Genomic DNA, 22,419 nt, shown 5'->3' with positions numbered 1-22,419 from the left:
CCGGAGTGTCCCCGCGGAAAGGCCGCAAGCCCGGGCCGCCGCCCTACGCGCCCCCGTACTTGTCCGTGTCCGCGTGCGGGTCGAGCGCCAGCCGGTAGCCGCGTTTGACGACCGTGTGGATCAGCTTCGGGTCGCCCAGGGCCGTCCGCAGCCGGGCCATCGCCGTCTCGACCGCGTGCTCGTCCCGCCCGGCGCCGGGCAGCGCGCGCAGCAGCTCGGCGCGGGAGACCACCCAGCCCGGCCGCCCGGCCAGCGCCCGCAGCAGCGCCATCCCGGCCGGCGGCACCGGCCGCAGCTCACCGTCGAGCAGCACCGCCCGGCCCCGGATCTCCAGCCGTCGCCCGGCCACCGGCAACCGCCGCGCCCGGCCCGGCAGCTCCCGGCACAGCAACTGCACCAGCGGCCCGATCCGGAACCTCTCGGGCTGGAGCACGGGGATGCCGTACGCCTGGAGCGGCAGCGCGGTCACCGGCCCCACGCACACCGCCGGGACCTCCCGCGCCAGCGCCGCCACCACCGCGTCCCGCATCCCGCGCTCCGCCGCCCGGCGCAGCAGCGAACTGGCCGCCGGGGCGCTGGTGAACGTCACCGCGTCCAGCCCGTGCCCGGTCAGCGCGTCCAGCAGCCGGTCCACCGGCCCCAGGTCCTCCGGCGGCAGCCAGCGGTAGACCGGCACCCCGACGATCTCCGCCCCGGCCGCCCGCAGCGCCTCGACGAAACCGGGCAGCGGCTCACCGTGCAACTGGACCGCGATCCGCTGCCCGCGCACCCCGTCCGCCAGCAGCCGGTCGAGGACCTCCGCCATGGACTCGGACGCCGGTGACCACTTCTCCCGCAGCCCGGCGGCCCGAATCGCGCCGCGCACCTTCGGGCCGCGCGCCAGCAGCTCCACCCGGGCCAGCCGGTCGAGCAGCGCCTCGCCCAGACCCCAGCCCTCGGCCGCCTCGATCCAGCCGCGGAACCCGATGCCGGTGGTCGCGATGACGGTGTCCGGCGGGTGCGCGAGCAGACCGCGGGTGGCGGACAGCAGCTCGGAGTCGTCGGCGAGCGGCACGATCCGCAGCGCCGGGGCGTACACCACCTGCGCGCCGCGCCGCTCCAGCAGCGCCCCCAGCTCCTCGGCCCGCCGGGCCGCGGTCACCCCGACGGCGAACCCGGCCAGCGGCGGCGCCTCCCCCGCCCCGGCGGCGCCGCTCACCCCGGCGCCACGCGGGCCGGAGCCCGCACCGCCCTCCGGGCCGCCGCCGGTCCCCGCGTCCGTCCCCGTGTCCCGCTGCACCTCGTCCATGTCCGTCGTCCCGTTCCGCCCCGCATCGTGTGATCCACTGTCCGCCGCCGGCCCCGCCGCGGCTCGGGCGGCACCGGGCCCCCGAGTCTGCCAACGTCTCATGTCGGCCACGGACCACCGGGATTTCCCACCTGTTACGGGACGATTACCGCAACCGTCACCGCCCGTCCGCCCCGCCCCCGCACCGCAGGCCCGGGCGCCGCCGTGCACCGCACCGGATGTATACGACCCGCTCACCGCGGAACGCCGCCGGGGAGCGCCACCGGGCACCGTCCGCAGCAAGCGTTCCCCGGGCGGCCCGCCCTCATCCGCCACGGACCGCACCACGGCAATTCACCTGAAAACCAAGGAAAAACGGGCACCGGCGGCCTACGGACGGGCCGGTAGACTCCCTCCCCGATCGGCCCGGACCCGTCGGACGGCCGGTCGGACCGGCCGACCGGAGCGCCCGGCCGGCCTCCGCACCCCGGGGGAAGCACATGCAGTGGTGGGAGTGGGCGGTCGTCGGCCTCGCCGTGGTGTTCCTCGGCTGGTTCGCCGTCGGCCATCTCGTCCGGTCGGTGCGGCGGACGGCCGGTTCGCTGACGGAGAGCTACCGCAGGCTCCGCGAACTGTTCCGCTGAGCGGTACGCCCCGTGGGGGACGCCCTCGGACCCGTACGGGACGGGCGGCAGCCCCGTAGGGGACGGTGGCCATCCCGTAAGGGACGGCGGCAGTCCCGTAAGGGCCCCGCGCCGCTCCGGAAGAGATCCGGCCCGCCGCCCGCCACCACCGCCCGCCGGGAAAGTCCGGCCCTACGTCGTGAGAGTGACGCCGTGAGAGTTCAGGAGGACGCGTGATTCCGTTTCTGGGGATCCTGCTCGTCGGTATCGGCGTGGTGAGCGCCTTCCAGATGCTGCGGGCGAAGAAACGCGTCCGCACGATGATCACCACCGAGACGCTGTCGTCGCAGGAGCTGTCGCAGTTGCACCGGGCGGCGCTCGACGCGGTCGGACCGGGCGCGTTCCGGCAGATCACCGAGGTCGCCGGGGTCGTCCGCCCGTCCGCCGCCGGCCCGCTGACCTCGGAGCTGAACAAGACCGAGTGCGTCTGGTACCGCACCCGCGTCACCCGCAAGTTCGAGACCCGCGGCAGCCGGGCCAACCAGCGGCGGCGGCGCACCGAGGTGGTGTCCGACTTCCTCAGCCCGACCCCGTTCCTCGTCGAGGACGCCACGGGCCGCACCACCGTCCTGCCCGGGGACCAGGTCATCGAGCACGCCGCGAAGACCCACGACAGGTTCGAGGTCTACCGGCCCGGCCACGACAGACCGCTCGGCCTCCTCGACATCCCCGGCATCACCCGCAACGAACGCACCCTCGGCTTCCAGCAGGAGGAGTGGACGGTCGCCCCCGGCACGCGCTGCTACGTACGGGGCGAGGCCCGCGACGACGAGGGCGGCACACTGACCATCGCCGCCCCCAAGGACGGCAGCCCCTTCCTGATGGCCGCCATGTCCGAACAGGACCTCCTCGCCACCGAACGCCGCAAGTCCACCGTCTTCCGCGTCCTGACCGTGTTCTGCACCCCCGTCGGCGCGATCCTGCTCGCCCTGGCGTACGCGCTGTAGCGGGCGACGGGGAGCGAAGGACACGGGCGGGCGCCCCGGGACTGCCGGGGCACCCGCCCTACCGGTACCGGCCGGCGGCGACGAACCTTCCGCAACCGCCCCGCCCCGCGGAAGCCCGCCGCTACTCCCCCGCCCCGACCCCCATCACCGCCGCGTCCCCCTCCGGTAGCCACACCCGGCCCCCGGATACCGTCAGCCAGCCGCCCTCGGAAGCCAGCTCGCGGGCGGCGGAACGCAGCGCGTCCAGGCCCGGGTGGCGCAGCCCGCGGCGCCACACCATGCTCACCGGTGACAGCGGCACCGGGTCCACCAGTGGGCGCAGCACCATCCCGGGTACCTCGATGAACTCCGTGCTCGCCAGCACCGACCAGCCCCGCTTCCGTACCGTCCGGGCGAACTCCCGCTCCCCGTCGATCTCCGGGAACGGCGCGGCCATCGCCACGCCCCGGCCCGCGAAGAGCCGCGCCGCGAGGTCGGTCCACTCCGTCGTCCGCGGATTGCCGGCGGCCGCGTACAGCGTCTCCCCGGCCAGCGCGGCGAGCGGTACCGCCGCCCGCCCGGCCAGCGGATGCCCCGCGTCCAGCAGCACCGCCATCGGCTCCAGCCGCACCGGCTGCTGCGCCAGCCCGGCCCGCACCCCGGGCGCGAGACCGGCGTACCGGCCGAACGAGACGTCCAGCCGCCCGGCCGCGATCTCCTCCGCCGCGCCCGCCAGCCCACCGTGGAACCGCGCCACCAGCTCACAACTGTCCGGCAGCCGCTCACGGGCCGCCTCCAGCACCCGGTGCCCGGTGCCCGCCTGCGCCCCGACATCGACCAGCAATGGGCGCCCGGTGTCCGCCCGGAACGCGTCGGCCAGCGCGTCGTGCGCCGCCAGCACCCGGAGCGCGTACGGCAGCAGCCGCGCACCGTCCGCCGTCAGCGCCACCCGCCGCGTCGTCCGCACGAACAGACTCGCCCCCACCTCCCGCTCCAGCCGCCGCACATCCCGGCTGAGCGCCTGCTGGGCGACGTACAGCCGGGCCGCGGCGCGGGTGAAGTGGAGCTCTTCGGCGACGGCGGTGAACGCGCGCAGCAGCCGGGGGTCGATGTCGCGGGGCATCCCGCCAGCCTCGCAGCCGGGCCCGGGGCTCACAACAGCGTTGCGTGAATGACGCGTTGACAGGTGTTGGACGCCCCGCGCCACCCGGGGCCACCGTGAAGGGGTGATCCTCTTCCTCGCCGCCCGCCCGGTGACCGCCCGCCCCGCGCGCGCCCGCCGCCCCTCCGTCCTCGCCCCGTACGCCCGGCTCTTCGCCCGGCCCGGCACCCGCGCGTTCACCGCCGCCGGACTGCTGGCCCGGCTGCCCATGGGCATGCTCAACGTCAGCGCGCTGCTGATGATCGCCCGCATCCACGGCTCGTACGCGCTGGCCGGAGCGGTCACCGCCACCGCCCTCGCCGCCACCGCGGTCGTCGGCCCCTGGACGGCGCGGCTCGTCGACCGGTACGGCCAGGCCCGCGTCGCCGTCCCGGCCACCGCCCTCGCCGTCACCGGCTCCCTCGCCCTGGTGCTGTGCGTCCGCGGCGCCGCCCCCGCCTGGACGCTCTTCCTCTGCGCCGCGGCGACCGCCACCACCCCCAACACCGGCGGGATGGCCCGCGCCCGCTGGGCGCATCTGCTCCGCGACGACCCGGCCGCCCGCCACACCGCCCACTCCTTCGAACAGGCCGCGGACGAACTCTGCTTCCTGCTCGGCCCGTTGCTGGCCACCCTGCTGTGCACCACGGCCTTCCCCGAGGCCGGCACCACCGTCGCCGCGACACTGCTGCTCACCGGCGTCCTGCTCCTCGCCACCCAGCGCCGCACCGAACCACCCGCCGCCGCGGACACCCGCCGCACCCGCTCCCCACTCCGCACCCCGGGCCTGCCCCCGCTGCTGGCCGTCTTCACCGCCACCGGGGTGGTCTTCGGCTCCCTGGAGGTGGTCACCGTCGCGTACACCGACGGGCACGGCGCGCGGTCCGCCGCCGGGGCGATGCTCGCACTCCAGGCCGCCGGATCCTGCGCCGCGGGGCTGCTGTGCGGACTACGGCCGCCCGCCGGGAACCCGCACCGGCGCCTGGTGGCCGCGCTCACCGCGATGGCCGCGCTGCTGACGGCGGTACCGCTCACCGCCGCCACCGGCCGGCTGCCGCTCCTCGCCGCGGCGCTCCTCGTCGCCGGAATGGCCACCGCCCCCGCCATGATCGCCGGAATGGCGCTGCTGACGGCCCGCACGCCCCCGGAGCGGCTGAACGAGGGGATGACGCTGGCCGTGACGGCGCTGCTGACCGGCATCGCGGCCGGTTCGGCGACCGGCGGCCGCACCGTGGACCTGCTGCCGCCCGGCGCCGCGGGCCCGTACGCCGTCCCCGTCGCGGCGGCGGCGCTCGCCCTCACGGTGGCGACGGCGACGGCGCGCCGCCCGGCACCGGCGCGGGCGCCCGCGGAAACGACTCAGGCCCCGGCGTCCTGACGGACATCCGGGGCCTGGGCCTCACATGGGAATTGTGGAGATGGCGGGAATCGAACCCGCGTCCAACGGTGCGGAATCAGGGCTTCTCCGAGTGCAGTCCGCTGCGATTTTCTCGGCCCCGGAGATCACGCGGACAAGTCTCCGACGGGCTCAGTCACTGTTTGATTTCCTTCTGAACCCCGTGACCGGGATCAGAAGTTTAGTTCCCTAGCTGATGCCAGGATCCGGGTCGGGAACAGCCCCGGGCTGACACTTCGCAAGTCGCTACTTAGGCAGCGAGGGCGAAGGAATCGCGCTTGGTGTTGGCGATTATTGGTTGCGACACATGGTTAACGAGATCATTGCCGCTTCCTCGACTCGCTTCCCCTGCTTCGACATCCGCTGTCGAAACCGATCATCCCCATGTTGTTTTTTCAAAAGCACCGCGCCCCGCCCGGCAAAAGCCGGACATCGGTCACGGGACCGCACACCCTCGCTGGGGTGCGTAGCCATCGTACGTGAACAACGCGCGACGGTGCCAGCGTATTCCGGGGCCGGCGGCGGGTGGCCGGCCCGGTGGTCAACCGCGCTGGCGACGGCGTGCGGCGGAGACCGCGCGCTCCGCCTCACGGCGGTCCTGCTGCTCGCGGAGGGTCTGCCGCTTGTCGTACTCCTTCTTGCCCTTGGCGAGCGCGATCTCGACCTTCGCCCGGCCGTCCTTGTTGAAGTAGAGCGCCAGCGGCACGACCGTATGACCGGATTCCTGGCTCTTCATCTCCAGCTTGTCGATCTCCGCGCGGTGCATCAGCAGCTTCCGCTTCCGGCGGGCCGCGTGGTTGGTCCAGGTGCCCTGCGCGTATTCGGGAATGTGCACGTTGTGCAGCCACGCCTCGTTGCCGTCGATGTGGACGAAACCGTCGACGAGCGACGCGCGGCCCTGCCGCAGCGACTTCACCTCGGTACCGCTGAGCACCAGACCGCACTCGTAGGTGTCCAGAATGTGGTAATCGTGGCGCGCTTTCTTGTGCTGTGCGACGAGCTTGCGCCCGGGATCCTTGTCCTTGCCCTTTTGCTTAGCCATAGTGCGGCCATTTTCGCACTACGCCCCGGTGCCGAGGCCACTCAATACCGTGACCGCCCGCGCGGTCGCGCCGTCCTCGACGGTGAGGTCCGGGGTGATGCCGTGCCCGTCGACCGCCCGCCCGGCCGGGGTGCGGTAATGGCCGACGGTCAGCTCCGCGACCGACCCGTCCGGCAGCGTGCTGGGCATCTGCACCGACCCCTTCCCGAAGGTCGGCGAGCCGACGACCACCGCCCGGCCCCGGTCCTGGAGCGCCCCGGCCAGCAGCTCGGCGGCGCTCATCGTGCCGCCGTCGACCAGCACCACCAGCGGCGCCCGGGTGTTCCCGCCACCGCCCGCGTACAGCGCCCGCTGGCGGCCGTGCACGTCGTACGTGGCGACCAGCCCGCCGTTCAGGAACGCGGAGGCGGCGGTGGTGGCCTCGTCGACCAGGCCGCCGGTGTTGCCGCGCAGGTCCAGCAGGAGACCGGCGCCGGTCGGCGCGGCGCGCACCGCGTCCCGGATCGCCGCGCCGCTGCCCTTGGTGAACGCCTCGGCCCTGATCCGGACCGGGCCCGACGCCCCGGCCGGGCGGTCGGTGGTGACGTCCTGGCTGCGCAGCCGGGCGCGGTGGACGGTGGTGCTCCACTTCCGGGCGCCGCGCCGCAGCGCCAGCTTCACCGGAGTACCGGCCCGGCCCCGCCCGGCCTCGGCGCCGCCCCGGCCGTCACGGTCACCGCGCAGCATCGCGACGACCTCGGTGACCGGGCGGCCCCGGACCGGCCGTCCGTCGATCGCCGTCAGCTCATCGCCCCGGGCGGTCCCGGCGCGGGCGGCCGGACCGCCGGACTGCACCCGCGAGACCTCCATCCGGCCGCCACGCACCTGCCGCAGCCAGAGCCCGACGCCGACGTAGTCCCCGTCGAGCTGCCGCTGGAAGTCCTCGAACTCTCCGGCGGTGTAGATCGTCGACCAGCGGTCCCCGCTGCGGCTGACCACCTCGGCCGCCGCCTGCGCCCCGGACTTCCCGGCGGCCATCGCCTCCGCCGCCGCCTTCTCGACCGCCGCCCGGTCGGCCGTACGGCTCCCGGACGCGGCGGACGGGGCGGGGCGGGGGTGCGGGGTGCGGCCGGAGTGCCAGCTACCCACCGCGGCGCCGGTCGCCAGCACGGCGGCGAGCGTCAACGCCGGCACCGCCCCGCGGCGGACGCGGCGGGAGCTGACGAACAGACACGGGCCCGGCATGGCGGTGAGTCTAGGCGAGACAAAGGCGCCGCACGGTGAGTTGACCGTACGGCGCCTGGTGTCAGCGGTTGGCGGATGTCACACCTTGAGGTACTTGCGCAAGGCGAAGAACGCGGCGAAGGCGGGCATGACCAGACCGATGAGGAGGATCAGCGGCAGCACGGAAACGACCGAATCCCAACCGATGAAGTCGACGACCTTGATCTTCTCCGCCAGCCAGTTGTTGATCAGGGCGTACTTGCCGCCGACGATCAGCACACAGGCGAACGCGGCACCGATCAGACCCGCGATCGCCGCCTCCATGATGAACGGCATCTGGATGTAGAAGCTGGACGCGCCGACCAGCCGCATGATGCCGGTCTCCCGGCGGCGGCTGAACGCCGACACCCGGACGGTGTTGACGATCAGCAGCAGCGCCACGACCAGCATCAGTCCCATGACGCAGAGCGCCGCGATCCGCATGCCGTCGAGGAGGTTGAACAGCGGCTCGACGGTGTCACGTTGGTCCTGGACCTCCTGGACACCGGGCCGCTCGGAGAACGCCGACTTGATGACCTCGTACTTCGTCGGGTCCTTCAGCTTGACCCGGAAGGACTCCGGCAACTGGTCGGGCGTGACCAGACCGGCGACGGGCGTGTCGCCGAACTGCTCCTTGTAGTGCTTGTACGCCTGGTCGCTGGATTCGAACAGGACCGGCTTCTGCACGATCGGCAGCCGCTCCAGGTCCGCTTTGATCTCCGCCTTCTGCTGCTCGGTCGCGGCACCCTTGGCGCAGTTCGCGCCGGAGGTGTCGTTCTTGTTGCAGAAGAAGATGGAGACGTTGACCTTGTCGTACCAGTAGCCCTTCATGGTGTCGACCTGGTCGCTCATCAGCAGCGAGGCGCCGAACAGGCCGAGCGAGAGGGCTACGGAGACGATGACGGCGAAGGTCATCGTGAGGTTACGGCGGAGACCGACGCCGATCTCCGACAGGACGAACTGGGCGCGCATGGCGTCCTTTCAGTACTGGGGGCCGTACACGCTTAGTGCTGGTAGCCGTACACACCGCGCGACTGGTCGCGGACGAGCCGGCCCTTTTCGAGTTCCATGACCCGCTTGCGCATCTGGTCGACGATCTGCTGATCGTGGGTGGCCATGACCACCGTCGTACCGGTCCTGTTGATCCGGTCCAGCAGCTTCATGATGCCGACGGAGGTCTGCGGGTCGAGGTTGCCGGTCGGCTCGTCCGCGATGAGGAGCATGGGGCGGTTGACGAAGGCGCGCGCGATGGCGACGCGCTGCTGCTCACCACCGGACAGCTCGCCCGGCATCCGGTCCTCCTTGCCGCCCAGACCGACGAGTTCGAGGACCTCGGGGACCGTCTTACGGATCTGGCCGCGCGGCTTGCCGATGACTTCGAGGGCGAACGCGACGTTCTGGCCGACCGTTTTGTTGGGGAGGAGCCGGAAGTCCTGGAAGACGGTGCCCAACTGGCGGCGCATCTGCGGCACCTTCCAGTTGGACAGCTTCGCGAGGTCCTTCCCCAGGACATGCACGGCACCGTGGCTGGCGCGCTCCTCGCGCAGCAGCAGTCGCAGGAAGGTGGACTTACCGGAGCCCGAGGAGCCCACCAGGAAGACGAACTCGCCGCGCTCGATCTCCAGGGACACATCCCTGAGGGCGGGGCGGTTCTGCTTCGGGTAAGTCTTGGAGACGTTGTCGAATCGGATCACTTAAGACACCACGGTCGACCTGGATAGGGACACGGGTTGCCGGGTCGCGGCTCCCGTCGGTGTGCGTGACCCTACGCGAACCTCACACGGCGACGTAGCCGGTGGTCCTGGTTGGTGCGTTTGCTCACGGCGGCTACGGGACAAAACCAGTCCATTCCGGCGGGACGCGCCGTTCCGTGACCGAGCTGGCACAGTGGTAGAGGAACACTCACGTCCCCCTGAACGTTGGGGGCGGAGGAGAAGGAGGTCGCATGACGTACGACCGATTGGTGTGCGCCAACTGCGCGGCCCCTGTGAACGAGGGCCGCTGCCCGGTGTGCCGCGCCAGCCGGGAGCGGCTCCAGCAGCAGAGCCCGTTCGCCCAGGTCAACCCGGCTTTGCTGGTGGCGCTGCTGGTGGCCGTCATCGCGGTGGCGCTGCTGCTGCACCAGGCCGTCTGAGCCGGCGGCGCGCCCGCGCGGTAACAGCGGGTGAGGTGTCCGGTACGGCCCGAGGGCCCGGAGCGCGGGTGCGCTCCGGGCCCTCGGTCGTGGTGCGACGGATCGGCGTCAGGCCGCGGCCGCGCCGCCACCGTTCTTGTTGATCAGGCGGGGCATCAGGCGGAAGCCGATACCACCGGCGATCATCGTCGCGGCGCCCACGAGCAGGAAGGTCGTGCCGGAGGCACCGGTCTCCGCCAGCTCGCCGCCCTTGGGCTGCTGCTTGGCGGGGCCGGGGGTGTCCCCGATCTGCTCGTTGGCCTGGCCCGGCTGCTCGATCGGCTTGCTGCCGGCGTTGTCGGTGCCGGTGCCGTCGCCGGTGGAGCCGCCGGTGCCGTGACCGCCGGTGGAACCGCCGTCGCCGTGGCCACCGGTGTTGCCACCGTTGCCGTGACCGCCGGTGTTACCGCCGTTGCCGTGGCCACCGGTGTTGCCACCGTTCTCGTGACCGCCGTCGGTGCCGCCGTTGTCCTGGCCGCCGTCGGTGGAACCGCCGTCCGTGGAACCGCCGTCGGTGGAGCCGCCATCGGTCGAGCCACCGTCGGTGCTGCCACCGTCCGTGGAGCCGCCGTCGGTGGAGCCACCGTCGGTGCTGCCGCCATCGGTGGAGCCACCGTCCGTGGAGCCGCCGTCGTCGCTGCCGCCGATCCAGCCGCCGTCGTCGCCGCCGTCATCGCTGCCACCGTCGGTACCGGCGATGGAGCTGCCGCCGTCGGTGCCCGCGATGGAGCCGCCGTCGTCCTGGCCGCCGTCCTCGCCGCCGGTGGTGCCGCCGTTGTCCTCACCACCGGTGGTGCCACCGTCGTCGTCGTGGCAGAACAGGTCCAGCAGGCCGCACTCGCTGCTGCTGGACTGAGGCGTCGCCGCGGAGGCCGCGCCGGCCGCGGTGAGCGACGCACCGGCCGCGATCACCGCACCGGCCGCAATGCGCGCCACGCGCAGCCGCGTCTTCTTGGTCATATGTCTGCTACCCCCAGTAGCTGAACTCGTCATGGAGCATGCCGTACGGGGGTGTGGACCGGGGTCTACACGAGTCCTGGCGCCGCTCTCGGGCGGGCCCCTCATCTCCCCGTTCACACGCGCACCCCGGACAGACGCATGCCGCGCACAGCCTTCCCAGTTCTCCCCGCAACGTCAAGGTCGAATAAAGTCCCGACGTCCGAAAGAGTAGGAATTGGGCGTTACATGGACGTACGACTGTGACCTAACCGCCGAAAGCAAAAACAACTGCCCTCCGGGGAGGAGCAGTTGTTTCTACGTCAGAAAGGTGCGAACGGGAGGAAGCGGACAGGCCGCCGGGCCGTGCGCGCGGGGAACTACTCCCCCGCGCCCTGCTCCTGCTGCTTGCGCCAGCGGATGCCCGCCTCCAGGAAGCCGTCGATGTCGCCGTCGAGGACAGCCGTCGGGTTGCCGACCTCGAAGTCCGTCCGCAGGTCCTTGACCATCTGGTACGGGTGCAGGACGTACGAACGCATCTGGTTGCCCCAGGAGTTGCCGCCGTCGCCCTTGAGCGCGTCCATCTTCGCCTGCTCCTCCTGGCGGCGGCGCTCGAGGAGCTTGGCCTGGAGGACGTTCATCGCGGTCGCCTTGTTCTGGATCTGCGAGCGCTCGTTCTGGCAGGAGACGACGATGCCGGTGGGGAGGTGCGTCAGGCGGACCGCGGAGTCCGTGGTGTTGACGCCCTGGCCGCCGGGGCCGGAGGAGCGGTAGACGTCGACCCGCAGCTCGGACTCGTCGATCTCGATGTGGTCGGTCTGCTCGACGACCGGGAGCACCTCGACACCGGCGAACGACGTCTGGCGGCGGCCCTGGTTGTCGAAGGGCGAGATGCGCACCAGGCGGTGGGTGCCCTGCTCGACCGAGAGGGTGCCGTAGGCGTACGGGACGTTGACGGCGAAGGTGGTCGACTTGATGCCGGCCTCTTCGGCGTACGACGTCTCGTACAGCTCGGTCTTGTAGCCGTGGCGCTCGGCCCAGCGGAGGTACATCCGCTGGAGCTTCTCGGCGAAGTCGGCGGCGTCGACGCCACCGGCCTCGGCGCGGATGTTGACGACCGCCTCGCGGGAGTCGTACTCGCCGGAGAGGAGGGTGCGGACCTCCAGCTCGTCGACCGCCTTGCGGACGGCGGTCAGCTCGCTCTCGGCCTCGGCACGGGTGTCCTCGTCGCCCTCGTCCTCGGCCAGCTCGAAGAGGACCTCCAGGTCGTCGACGCGGCCGCGCAGCTCCTCGGCGCGGCGTAGCTGGCCCTGGAGGTACGAGAGGCGGCTGGTGATCTTCTGGGCGCTCTCCGGGTCGTCCCACAGGGACGGGGCCGCGGCCTGCTCCTCGAGCACGGCGATATCGGCCCTCATCTTGTCGAGGTCCAGGACGGCCTCGATCGACCCCATGGTCGAGGAGAGGGACTTCAGCTCTTCGGAAACATCGACGACTGCCACGCACCCAGCCTAACGGCTGACGCCGACAGTGTGCCCCGGCCCCGTCAGGGCGCCGCCGGACCGGACTGCTCGATACCGGGGCCGGTGTCTCCCGTATCGCCGTCGCCCGAGGTCAGCCAGGTGCCCAGGCCCACCGCGGCGAGCAGCGCGACGGCCGCGGCGCCGAGCCGGATACGGCGGCGGCGCACCGCCTCCGGTGACGACCGGTGACGGGCCGACCCCGCGCGGCGCTCGCCCGGCGCCCGGGGGGCGCGGGCGGTGCCGTGCGCGCCGCCGGCCAGCTCGTCCGGGCCGGGGACCCGCATGCTGGTGTGCGTCTCGCGGTTCGAGTCGGGCGCCGCGCCCTGGACGAGCGCCACGGAGCCGCGCGCCGGGGTGGCCTCGCCCACGGTGGCCGTACCGGCGTCGGCGGTCCGGGCGGCGGCCTCGTCCTCGGCGGCGCCGTCCGGGCCCTCCTCGTCGTCCGGCTCGTCGATGTCGAGGGGCGGCATCCCGGCCAGCCCCGGGAGCAGCTCGCGCAGGCGGGCGGCCAGTTCGGGGGCGCGCAGCCGGGAGGCGGGCGCCTTGGCGAGGCACTGGACGAGAAGCTGCCACAGCTCGTCCGGGATGCCGGGCAGCGGCGCCACCCGCTCGGTGACATGGCGGCGCAGTACGGCTCCGGGGTGGCCGCCGCCGAACGGTGTGAACCCGGCGAGCAGCTCGTACAGGACGGTGGCCAGCGCGTAGACGTCGACGGAGGCGCGCGGCGGGAGGCCCTCGATGATCTCGGGGGCGAGGTAGTCGGGGGTGCCGATGACCTTGGCCGAGCGGAGGGTGGCGGGGCCGGAGCCGGACGCGGGCTGGGGCAGGCGGCGCGGGGTGTCGACGAGGCGGGCGATGCCGAAGTCGGTCAGGAGCGCGGGGTGCGCGCCTCCGGGGCCGAGGGGGCCCTGCATGTCCAGGAGGACGTTCTCCGGCTTGACGTCGCGGTGGACGATCCGGGCGGCGTGCGCGGCGGCGAGCGCGTCGGCGACGTCGGCGGCGATGGCGACGGCCGCCTCCGGGGCCAGCCGCCGTTCGCGCTCCAGGCGGGTGCGCAGGTCGGTGCCGCGGACCAGGTCCATGACCAGTGCCAGGTCGTTGCCGTCGACCACCAGGTCGCGTACGCCGACGACCCTCGGGTGGTCCAGGCTCAGCAGCGCCGTCCGCTCCTGGACGAAGCGGCCGACCAGCTCCTGGTCGGAGGCGAGGTCCTCACGCAACAGCTTGATGGCCACGGCCCCGTCGGGGCCCTCGCCCAGCCATACCGTGCCCGCACTGCCGCGCCCCAGGATCTGGTGGGCGGTGTACCGGCTGCCGATCTTCCGTGCCAAGACTGCTCCGACGTGTCGGGCCCCCGAGCGTCCTGCGGGGGCTGAGGTTGACGTCAAAGCTACGCGGACGGCGGGGCGTTCCGTGCCCGGGACGGCGGCAACCTTCCGTTCTGGGGGAGAAATCACCGCCGGAAGTCGATAAATCCACTGGCTGACCGGGGTGTGGCGTCCGGGAAGGGCGCCGTGGACAGCGCGGTGCCCCGGGTGTGTCACCCGGGGCACGCGGTCCGCTGCCGGCCGCCGTCGCTAGCCGAGGTTGTTGATGAAGTGCTTGACGTCGCGGTAGGCCGAGCCGATCCAGTCGAAGAAGCTCTGGGTGGTGCCGATCCACTCCTGGGGGATCATCTGCCAGATCAGCCAGCCGGCCACGACGAGGATCACCAGCGTGAACAGGCAGCCCTTGAGGCAGCCGAGGCCCGGGATCCGCATCGGGTTGGCGCTGCGGCGGCGCGGCTCCCGGGGCTCGCGGGCCGGGGGGCGCTCCGGTTCGTAGCGCTGCGGCGGCGGCTCCTGGCGGCGCTGCGGGGGGCGCTGTTGTTGGGGACGCTGCTGCGGGGGCTGCTGCTGGGCGTACGGCACGGGCGCGGGCTGCGGGTGGTACGGCTGCTGGGGCTGCGGCGGCTGCTGCTGCGGGGACGGGCGGCGCTGCGGGCGGCGGCGCAGCGGGTCCTCGGCGGGGTCGAGGTACTGGACCTGCGTCTGGTCGTTGCGGTCGCGCGCGGCCCGCATCTGGGACTCCCAGGGGTGCGGCCCGTCGGGCTCCTGGGGTCCGCCCGCGGGCGGGCCGCCCGGCATCGGCGGCACGGGCGGCATGGCGCGGGTCGGGGCGGGCCCGCCGGGGGCGCCGGTCGCGGGCAGCACGCTGGTGGCGGCGGCCGGGTCGACGGCGGATCCGGTGGGCAGCACCTGGGTCGGCTCGGCGTCGCCGCTGCCGCCTTCGGTGCCGGGGACCTGCGCCGGGGACGGGTCGGGGGCGAGCAGCGCGGCGACGCCGAGCGCCGCCTCGGCCTGCTGCGGGGTGGCGTGGACGCCGACACCGGCGGCGACGGTGCGCAGCGCGCGGGCGAGGTTCTCGGCGCTCGGCCGCTCCTCGGGGCGCTTGCGCAGACAGCGCTCGATGACCGTCCAGAGGGGCTCGGGGACGGATCCGGGGCGCTGCGGCTCCTCGCTGAGGTGGCGGTGGAGCACTTCCAGGGCGGTCGAGCCGGCGAACGGCGGACGGCCGGTGACCAGCTCGTACAGCAGGATTCCGGCGCCGTAGATGTCGACGGCGGAGGTCTGCGGGCGGCCCTCGGCGGACTCCGGGGCGACGTAGGCGGGGGTGCCGACGAACTCGTGGGTGCGGGTCAGGCCCGGGGAGTCGGCGAGGCGGGCGATGCCGAAGTCGGTCAGCATCGGGTGCATCTCGCCGTCGCCGTCGGCCCCGGAGAGCAGGACGTTGGCGGGCTTGAGGTCGCGGTGGACGACGCCGTCGGCGTGGCTGGCGGCGAGGGCGTCGGCGATCTGCGCGGTGAGCAAGGAGGCGGCCACCGGGCTGAGCGGGCCGTTGTCCCGGAGGTAACGGTGCAGGTCGGGGCCGTCGACGAGGTCCATGACCAGGGCCAGCAGATCGCCTTCGACCACGAGGTCGCGGGTGCGGACGATGTTGGGGTGGGTCAGGCGCAGCAGGACGGAGCGCTCCCGTAGGAAGCGCATCACCACGTCCGCGTCGTTCGCCAGCTCCTCCTTGAGGACCTTGATCGCGACCGTCTCGCCGGGCTCACCGGCGACGGCCGCCTCGGCGCCTGCCGTCTCCCTCTGGCGCGCACGCCAGACGGTGCCCGTGGCGCCGCGTCCCAGCGGCTCGTCGAGCAGGTACTTGCTGCCTACCGGCCGCACGTCATGCGCTCCCTGGTCGGTGATCAACTGTTGCCGGTCCGCTGGGTCGTCCGCGGCCCGTCGCCCCACTGTAGTGCCGCGGATCCCGCCGCCGGCGCGCTGCCGCGTCGCCCGAAGGGCCCGGTCACCCGTGGTGGCTCGTGGGAAGACGCGAGGCGCCCGCGGTTGGTTGCGCGGCGGGGCCGGGGGCCGTCGGCGGGGGCCGCGCCGGGGCGCGGGCTGCGCGGCGGGGGGCGGTTTTCGGCCGGACCGGGCGGGCGGGGTGCGGCCGGGGCCCGCCGTTCGCCCGCGGCCCGCCGTACCGCGGGCCCCGAGCAAGATCGTTGGGCCCCGGTCGGCGGACGGGTTGTCGGTGGCAGGTGCGAGGATGCACACAGCACACATGCCGTGGTGGATGTTCCCGTCCGCGGCGTGCTGGTGGGACTTGTACGAGCCGATGCGCTCGGGCGCGGTGGGGGGTTGAGCGGACCCGTCGCCGAACTCCCCGGGCAGAAGGGACCGTTGACGGCGATGCAGATCCGGCTGACCGTCCTGGGGCCGCGCGGCGGCCACCCCGCGCGCGCCTGCGACGTGCTCGTGACGGCCCCCGCCGGGACCGCGCTCGCGGCGGTGGCCACCTCGCTCGCCGCGGCGGTCGCCGGGCCCGGCGCGGACACCGGCGGCCCGGTCGTGCTGTACGCCGGGGCCGAGCGGCTCGACCCGCAGCGGGCGGCGCTCGGCGAGCCGCCGCTGATCGACGGCGCGGTCCTCTCCCTCCAGTCCCCCGGCCCCGATCCCGCGCACGGTCTGCCGCACGGCCCGGCGCGGCTGCGGGTGATCTCCGGGCCGGACGCGGGCGGCGTTCATCTGCTGCACGGCGGCCAGATCCGCGTGGGCCGGTCCGCCGACGCCGATGTGCCGCTGGACGATCCGGACGTCTCGCGGATGCACTGCGCGGTGACGGTCGAGCCGGACGGTTCCGTCTTCGTCGCCGATCTGCGCTCCACCAACGGCACGACCGTGGACGGCGCCGAGGTCACCGCCGGGCCCGCGCGGCTGGCCCCCGGTGCTCTGCTGCGCGTCGGCGAGTCGGCGCTGCGGCTGCGGCCGCCGACCGCCGCCCCCGATCCGGCGCTGGCGACGACCCCGGACGGCGAGGGCCATCTGCGGCTGCGTCCGGGCGCGCCGTCCGGGCCCGCCGGTTCCGCCCCGGGCGGGCAGGGTCCCGTCCTCCCCGGGGGCGGCGCGGCCCCGACGGTGTACGGCCGGGGCACGGCCGCGTCCGGGCACGGCGCCCCGGGCGGCCCGGTGCCGTTCGTCCCCGGCAGCCGCCGCCCGGAGCCGGAGCCGCCCGCCGCCGTGGCGGGCGACGCCCCCGGGGCGACCTCCGCGTACGACTACGACGCGTACGGCGTGCACCACCCCTACGGCGCGGCGGCGGACGGGCCGGAGCGTTCCCGGCAGCGGCGGGACACCCCGCTGCACGGCACCTCGCCGGACGCCTTCGGGCCGTCGGACGCCACCTCGTCCGGGGCGGGGACGCACGGCGGGCAGGTGTCGCTGGCCCCGCCCGACGAGGCGGCGCGGCGGTCCGGGCGGCGCGGCGGGATCGGTGCCTGGGCGCGGCGGCTGGCGGGCGGCCGGCCGGTGGACGGGCCGGAGGAGCCCGCCGCCCCGGAGGCGCTCGCGGGCGCCGAGGCCCCGGCCGCCCCGGTGCCGCCGGTGTCCGGGGCGGAGGCGGAGCGGTGGCCGGACGCCGCCGCGGTGCTGCTGACGGCGCTCGGCCCCGGGCCGCGCCTGTGGGAGCGCGACCGCGCGCATCCGGACGCGCTGGCGGTCCGCCTGGGGACGGCCTCGCGCGCCGGTGGCCGGGTGGCGGAGCCGGTCGCCGTGGAGTTGCGGCGGGCCGGTTCCCTGGGGCTGGCCGGGCCGCGGGAGCGGCTGACGGGGCTGGCCCGCTCGGTCCTCGCCCAGCTCGCCACCTGGCACTCCCCCGGCACCCTGGAGATCGTGCTGCTCAGCACGGACCGCGCGCGACCCGCCGAGGAGCGGGTCGCCGACTGGTCGTGGCTGGGCTGGCTGCCGCACGTCCGCCCGGCCCACGGCCAGGACTGCCGGCTGCTGCTGGCGTACGACAGGGAGCAGGCCGCGGCGCGCACCGCGGAGCTGGTGCGGCGGCTCGACGACGGGCCGCTGGGTCCGGGCTGGGCGAGCGCCGAGCGGGCGGAGATCGCCGCGGCGGCGGCGCAGCACCAGGGGCCGTTCACGGTCGTGCTGGTCGACGGGGATCTCGGTTCGTCGGCGCTGCGGGAGACCGCGGCGCGGCTGGCGGCGGGTGGTCCGGCGGCCGGTGTCCATCTGCTGTGCCTGGCCGAGACGCCCGCGGCGTCCCCGGCGTTCCCGCTGGCCGCGACGTACGAGGCGGCCCGGGTGGCGTCGCCCGCGTTCGGGGAGTGCGGGGCGGTCGCGGTGCTCAGCGGCGATGTGGCGACGGCGCTGCGGGTGGTCCAGCCCGGTTCGGGGCCCAACGGCACGGTCGCCACGCTGGACGCGGTCTCGGGCGCGTGGGCGGAGCGGTGCGCGCGGGCGCTGGCGCCGCTGCGGGAGGCGGAGACGGCGGAGGGCGGACGGGCGGCGCCCCGGGTGTCGGCCCCGCTGCCCGGTTCCGCGCGGCTGCTGGACGAGTTGGGGCTGGCCCGTGCCACCCCGGCGTCGCTGATGGCCCGGTGGGCGGCGGCGCTGGACGGCGGGGCGTCCGGGGCGGCGGCGGTGCTGGGCGCCGGGCCGCGCGGTCCGCTCGCCGCCGATCTCGCCGCCGACGGCGGTGGTCCGCTGCTGCTGGAGGGCGCGCCGGGCTCGGGCAAGACGGAGCTGCTGCGGTCGCTGGCCGCCTCGCTGGCCGCCGCCGACCGGCCCGATCTGCTGTCGCTGGTGCTGGTGGACGGCGGGGGCAGCGAGCGCGGTGAGGGGTTGCGGCTCTGCACCGACCTGCCGCACGTCACGACGTATCTGGCGGCGTCGGACCCGGTACGGATGCGGGAGTTCGCGCAGGCGCTGTCGTCGGAGCTGAAGCGGCGCGCGGAGGTGCTGGGCGGGACGCCGTTCGCCGAGTGGCGGGCGAAGCATCTGCCCGCGCCGCGGATCGTCGCGCAGCGGCGCACGCCCGAGGGCGCCGCCGAGCCGGACCCGTCGGCCACGGGCACGCTCCGGCTGCGCACGCGGGGCGGGGCCGGTTCCGCTCCCGGGGAGGCGGCGGACGTGCCACCGATGCCACGGCTGTTCGTGCTGGTCGACGACTTCGACGCGCTGGTCGCGCCCGCGCTGGGCAGCACGGGCCGCCCGTCGGCGGGTTCGGTCGTACGGGCCCTGGAGGCGGTGGCGCGGGGCGGTGCGGAGCTGGGCGTCCATCTGATCGCCGCGACCGGCCACCCGGAGCGGACCGCGGAGACCGCCACCGGCGAGCGGGCCGCACTGCGGGCCGTACTGGGCGAGCCGGACGATCCGGCGGAGCCGGTCCCGCCGGGCCGGGGGCGGCTGTACCGCACCCGTGACGGCTCGTCGGCCCCGTTCCAGGCGGGCCGGGTGACCGGCCGGATACCGCGTACGGCCACCCTCCGCCCGACGGTCGTCCCCTTGGAATGGCCGCGGATGGGCGACCCGCCGACCCGCCGCCCGCTGCGCGAGCTGGGCAACGGCCCGACGGACCTGGCGCTCCTGGCCAGCGCCCTGCAACGCGCCGCCCAGTCGTCGGGGGCGGCGGCGGGACCACCGCTGGTGTGAGGGGCGCGGGGGTCGGCCGTCCCGGCTTGGGTGCGGGGTGCCGGGCGGTGCGGGGCGCGGGCCCCGGCCGTCCTGGCTTGGCTGCCGGGTGCCGGGCTGTCCGGCGCCGGGCCGGCTTCCCCGCCCGGGCACGGGCCGGGCGACTTCCCCCTCCCCGCCTGAGCGAGTCGGCCCGGTTGTCCCGAGTCGGGTACAGGCCGAGCCCTGATCTCCCCAGGCCGTCGGGCCCGGCCCGGCTTGTCCGGCGCCGGGCCGGCTTCCCCGCCCGGGCACGGGCCGGGCGACTTCCCCCTTCCCGCCTGAGCGAGTCGGCCCGGTTGTCCCGGGTCGAGTACAAGCCGGGCGCTGATCCCCCCAGACCGTCGGGCCCGGCCCGGCTTGTCCGGCGCCGGGCCGTAGCCCGTCTTCCTGCCCGGGGCCGGGCGCTCATCCCTCCCTGCGTGGAGCGGACCCGTCCAGCCCTGTCCGCCGGACCTCGCCCACCCCTGCCCGGGGCCCGGGCACTCATCCGCCTCTCCCCGGCCCGGGCACTCATCCCTCCCTGCCCGGAGCGGGCCCGTCCCGTCCACCGAGCCTCACCCACCCCTGCCCGGGCCGGGCCCGCCGAGGTGGTCCCGGCGTGGGCCCTCCCCGGGCTCGTACGGGCCCGCCCCCGCCCGCCCGCGTCCGATCCCCGCTGGCCCCGGGCCGCGCACGGCCGTCCGCCACCCGACTCGTACACAACCACCGGGCGACGGACGGACATTACGGCCATCGATCATCAACACGCCTTCATTTCACGGGAGTTGAGGAGGAATCGGAATCCGGGGCCTTCTGTTTGCCCGCGTGGCCGCGCACCTCCTTCACCAGGCGCCTCTCCTCTTCCGGTTCCGTACGACCCGTTTTTCGCCACCTTCCGTTCACTTCTGGCCGCCTACGATGACGGCGCCGTGCGAGGTGGCGGGCCCTTGGGGGCGTGTGCCGTACGTCCTGTGCCGCACGTCGCGCGCCGTCAGACCGCTGCCGTAAAGCCGTCGGATTCCGACCGTCTGGAGACGGACCGCCATGACTGCTCCCCTCGCGGACCCCCGTGCACCGCTGCCGCGCCCCACCCGGCTCTCCGAGGTCAAGGGGTGGTTCTTCACCGCGGATCAACTGCTCTTCGACTGGTTCCTGGCGTACCAGCGGAGCGCGGGACACCGCGGTGACCTGCTCGAACTCGGCGCCTATCTGGGCAAGAGCGCGATCTTCCTGGGCGCGCGGCTCGGGGAGGGGGAACGGTTCACCGTCTGCGATCTGTTCGACTCGCCCGCCGAGGACGCGTCGAACACCAAGGAGATGGCGAAGTCCTACGCGACGCTGACCCGGCGCGCCTTCGAGGCCAACTACCTCGCCTTCCACGACACGTTGCCGGACATCGTCCAGGGCCTCAGCTCCCGGGTGCGCGAGCACGTCACGGCGGACAGCGTCCGCTTCGCGCACATCGACGCCTCGCACCTGTACGAGCACGTCCACGGCGACATCCTGGCCGTACGGGAGCTGCTGACCGGCACCGGTGTGGTCGTCCTGGACGACTTCCGCGCCGAGCACTGCCCGGGGGTGGCCGCGGCGACCTGGCAGGCGGTGGCCAACGAGGGGCTGCACCCGGTGTGCATCACCGGCACCAAGTTCTACGGGACCTGGGGCGACCCGGAGCCGCTGCGGAGCGCGCTGCTGGCGTGGCTGGCCGGGCGGGACGGTGTCTGGCACGAGGTGCAGCAGGTCAACGGCGCGCCGCTGATCCGGATCAGCGCGAAGGGCGCGACGGAACCGGCGCATCCGGTCTCCCGGCACCGCCCGGCCGGCGGGGCAACGGCGGCGCGGGCGCCGGAGCACGTCCCGGGGGCCGGCGGACGGCGTCCGGCGCGTCCGGCGCGGGGACCGCTGCGGCGGCTGGCGGCGGACTGGCTGCCCCCGGCCGTCACCCGGGCGCTCGTGGAGGCCCGGCGGGCGCGCGCCGCACGCCGCTGAACCCCGGCGCGCCCCTGAACCGGCCCGGCGCACGCGGGCACCCGCGCGCCCCGGCGGGCCCGGGGCGTGCCCGGGTCAGCCGGGCAGCCGCTCCATCGGCACCCGCGCGGCCAGGACGAACGCGTTGGCGCCCAGGACCTTCCCGGCGGGTCGCGGCAGCGGGCAGGAGTAGGTGCGGCGGACCGACAGACCGGCGGATTCGGCGTAGGCGCGCAGCAGACGGAAGTCGGTGAAGCGGCCGGGCGCGGGGGCGGCGCGGTGGCCCGCCTCCTGCGGGGTGATCAGGACGACACCGCCGCCCGGCCGCACGTACGGCAGATAGGCCCGCAGCAGGCCCTCGACCTGCTCGTCGTCGAGGTGCTGGAGGACCTGCGCGGACAGCAGGGTGTCGAAGCCGCCGGGCCGGGCGTGGGCGCTGGTCAGGAAGGCGTCGGCGGTGTACGCGGTCAGGCCCCGGGCGCGGCAGATGTCGGCGGAGTGCGTGTCGTGGGCGATCCCGACACTGCCCGGCGCGCAGCCGGCCAGGGTGTCGCCGGTGCCGCAGCCGATGTCCAGCACCCGCCCGGCGCCGATGCGGCGCAGCGCCCGGCGGTAGGGCGTACGCGGCGGACGCAGCCAGGGCAGCAGCGGCCGGGGCGGGTCCTGCGCGCCGGCCGGCGGGCCGGTGCGGACCGGCGGGGCGGCGGCCGCGGTACGGCGGGAGACCGGTGTGCGGCGGGCGGCGGGAGCGGTGGGGGCGGCGGGGGTTTCGGTCCGTCCGGACATCCCGGGCATCGAGGTCACCTTTCCCTGGGGGCCCGGCGACCGGCCGGGCCCGCTACGGCATCGGCTCCGGTCTACGGCATCCCCCCGGGCCACGACGCACACCACGCCGACCGCCCGGCGCGGCTCCCCGGCACGGAGGTGTCGGGGCGGGGCCACGGCGGAGGCGTGTGCCGGGGCCGGGGTCCGGCGCCAAACGCCCGGCCGGTCCCCGGCGCCCGGAGCCGTACCGCGGCCCGGGCCCGCAGCCGGACACGCCCGCACCGGCCCGGCCCCGCCCCGTCCTCTCACCCTTTCAGCGCAGATCCGGTGACCGGGGCGGGGGCGGGTGAGTTGTCCACCTCAGTTCCCCGCCCCGGAGGTTCCCGCCCCGG

General features: G+C 74.8%; 17 protein-coding genes and 1 other RNA gene. 6 read left to right on the top strand and 12 right to left on the bottom strand.

Translation table 11 applies throughout. The features are described from left to right. Window positions 1–43: 43 nt before the first annotated feature. Window positions 44–1,288 carry a uroporphyrinogen-III synthase gene (locus ACGH2B_RS17850; protein WP_399090262.1) on the bottom strand — a complete coding sequence of 415 codons (1,245 nt, stop codon included), beginning with the start codon at window positions 1,286–1,288 and terminating at the stop codon, window positions 44–46. Window positions 1,289–1,767: 479 nt separating this feature from the next. On the opposite strand from ACGH2B_RS17850, the gene ACGH2B_RS17845 reads away from it, so the two are divergent. Together ACGH2B_RS17845 and ACGH2B_RS17840 are read left to right on the top strand one after the other, a co-directional pair. Then, entirely contained in the window at window positions 1,768–1,911 is a 144-nt protein-coding gene (locus ACGH2B_RS17845; protein WP_399090259.1) for a hypothetical protein, read from the top strand. 212 nt (window positions 1,912–2,123) lie between these two features. Next, window positions 2,124–2,897, top strand: a complete 774-nt coding sequence (locus tag ACGH2B_RS17840) for a GIDE domain-containing protein (protein WP_399090256.1) — start codon at window positions 2,124–2,126, stop codon at window positions 2,895–2,897. A 121-nt stretch (window positions 2,898–3,018) separates the two neighbouring features. Here ACGH2B_RS17840 and ACGH2B_RS17835 read toward each other — a convergent pair whose 3' ends face one another. Further along, entirely contained in the window at window positions 3,019–3,999 is a 981-nt protein-coding gene (locus ACGH2B_RS17835) for a LysR family transcriptional regulator (protein WP_399090253.1), read from the bottom strand. A 103-nt stretch (window positions 4,000–4,102) separates the two neighbouring features. On the opposite strand from ACGH2B_RS17835, the gene ACGH2B_RS17830 reads away from it, so the two are divergent. Further along, window positions 4,103–5,395 (top strand): MFS transporter, encoded by a 1,293-nt coding sequence (locus tag ACGH2B_RS17830; protein WP_399090250.1) that lies wholly within the window; start codon window positions 4,103–4,105, stop codon window positions 5,393–5,395. Window positions 5,396–5,427: 32 nt separating this feature from the next. On the opposite strand, the gene ssrA is transcribed toward ACGH2B_RS17830, so the two are convergent. The 5 genes from ssrA to ftsE form a co-directional block, all read right to left on the bottom strand. Continuing rightward, window positions 5,428–5,797: a transfer-messenger RNA gene (gene ssrA / locus ACGH2B_RS17825) on the bottom strand. Window positions 5,798–5,954: 157 nt separating this feature from the next. Continuing rightward, window positions 5,955–6,455, bottom strand: a complete 501-nt coding sequence (gene smpB / locus ACGH2B_RS17820) for an SsrA-binding protein SmpB (RefSeq protein WP_399090247.1) — start codon at window positions 6,453–6,455, stop codon at window positions 5,955–5,957. An 18-nt stretch (window positions 6,456–6,473) separates the two neighbouring features. After that, a complete protein-coding gene (locus ACGH2B_RS17815) occupies window positions 6,474–7,679 on the bottom strand; it encodes a S41 family peptidase (RefSeq protein ID WP_399090244.1) in 1,206 nt (401 codons plus the stop codon). 78 nt (window positions 7,680–7,757) lie between these two features. Further along, window positions 7,758–8,669, bottom strand: a complete 912-nt coding sequence (gene ftsX / locus ACGH2B_RS17810; protein WP_399090242.1) for a permease-like cell division protein FtsX — start codon at window positions 8,667–8,669, stop codon at window positions 7,758–7,760. Between the two features lie 32 nt (window positions 8,670–8,701). Then, on the bottom strand, window positions 8,702–9,391 hold the full coding sequence (gene ftsE, locus ACGH2B_RS17805) for a cell division ATP-binding protein FtsE (RefSeq protein WP_030287586.1): 690 nt from the start codon (window positions 9,389–9,391) through the stop codon (window positions 8,702–8,704). A 251-nt stretch (window positions 9,392–9,642) separates the two neighbouring features. Between ftsE and ACGH2B_RS17800 the strand changes: the two genes are divergently transcribed. Beyond that, window positions 9,643–9,831: a hypothetical protein gene (locus ACGH2B_RS17800; RefSeq protein WP_399090238.1), complete on the top strand. Its 189-nt coding sequence runs from the start codon at window positions 9,643–9,645 to the stop codon at window positions 9,829–9,831. Between the two features lie 108 nt (window positions 9,832–9,939). Here ACGH2B_RS17800 and ACGH2B_RS17795 read toward each other — a convergent pair whose 3' ends face one another. From ACGH2B_RS17795 to ACGH2B_RS17780, 4 genes are all read right to left on the bottom strand, one after another. Beyond that, window positions 9,940–10,830: a hypothetical protein gene (locus tag ACGH2B_RS17795; RefSeq protein ID WP_399090236.1), complete on the bottom strand. Its 891-nt coding sequence runs from the start codon at window positions 10,828–10,830 to the stop codon at window positions 9,940–9,942. Window positions 10,831–11,186: 356 nt separating this feature from the next. Next, window positions 11,187–12,305, bottom strand: a complete 1,119-nt coding sequence (gene prfB, locus ACGH2B_RS17790; protein WP_399090233.1) for a peptide chain release factor 2 — start codon at window positions 12,303–12,305, stop codon at window positions 11,187–11,189. Window positions 12,306–12,349: 44 nt separating this feature from the next. Beyond that, window positions 12,350–13,657, bottom strand: coding sequence for a serine/threonine-protein kinase (locus ACGH2B_RS17785; RefSeq protein WP_399090230.1), 1,308 nt, complete (start codon window positions 13,655–13,657; stop codon window positions 12,350–12,352). A gap of 246 nt (window positions 13,658–13,903) precedes the next feature. Beyond that, entirely contained in the window at window positions 13,904–15,535 is a 1,632-nt protein-coding gene (locus tag ACGH2B_RS17780; protein WP_399090227.1) for a serine/threonine-protein kinase, read from the bottom strand. A 510-nt stretch (window positions 15,536–16,045) separates the two neighbouring features. Between ACGH2B_RS17780 and ACGH2B_RS17775 the strand changes: the two genes are divergently transcribed. Continuing rightward, window positions 16,046–19,294, top strand: a complete 3,249-nt coding sequence (locus ACGH2B_RS17775) for an FHA domain-containing protein (RefSeq protein ID WP_399097092.1) — start codon at window positions 16,046–16,048, stop codon at window positions 19,292–19,294. Window positions 19,295–20,338: 1,044 nt separating this feature from the next. After that, window positions 20,339–21,283, top strand: coding sequence for a class I SAM-dependent methyltransferase (locus tag ACGH2B_RS17770; protein ID WP_399090224.1), 945 nt, complete (start codon window positions 20,339–20,341; stop codon window positions 21,281–21,283). Between the two features lie 75 nt (window positions 21,284–21,358). Here ACGH2B_RS17770 and ACGH2B_RS17765 read toward each other — a convergent pair whose 3' ends face one another. Further along, window positions 21,359–22,057, bottom strand: coding sequence for a class I SAM-dependent methyltransferase (locus ACGH2B_RS17765; RefSeq protein ID WP_399090221.1), 699 nt, complete (start codon window positions 22,055–22,057; stop codon window positions 21,359–21,361). Window positions 22,058–22,419: the final 362 nt, after the last annotated feature.

This window comes from Streptomyces sp. BBFR2 (assembly GCF_044497305.1).
Lineage (GTDB): Bacteria > Actinomycetota > Actinomycetes > Streptomycetales > Streptomycetaceae > Streptomyces.
Note: the sequence above shows the minus strand (reverse complement) of the source record. Positions and strands in the feature narration are given on the sequence as shown.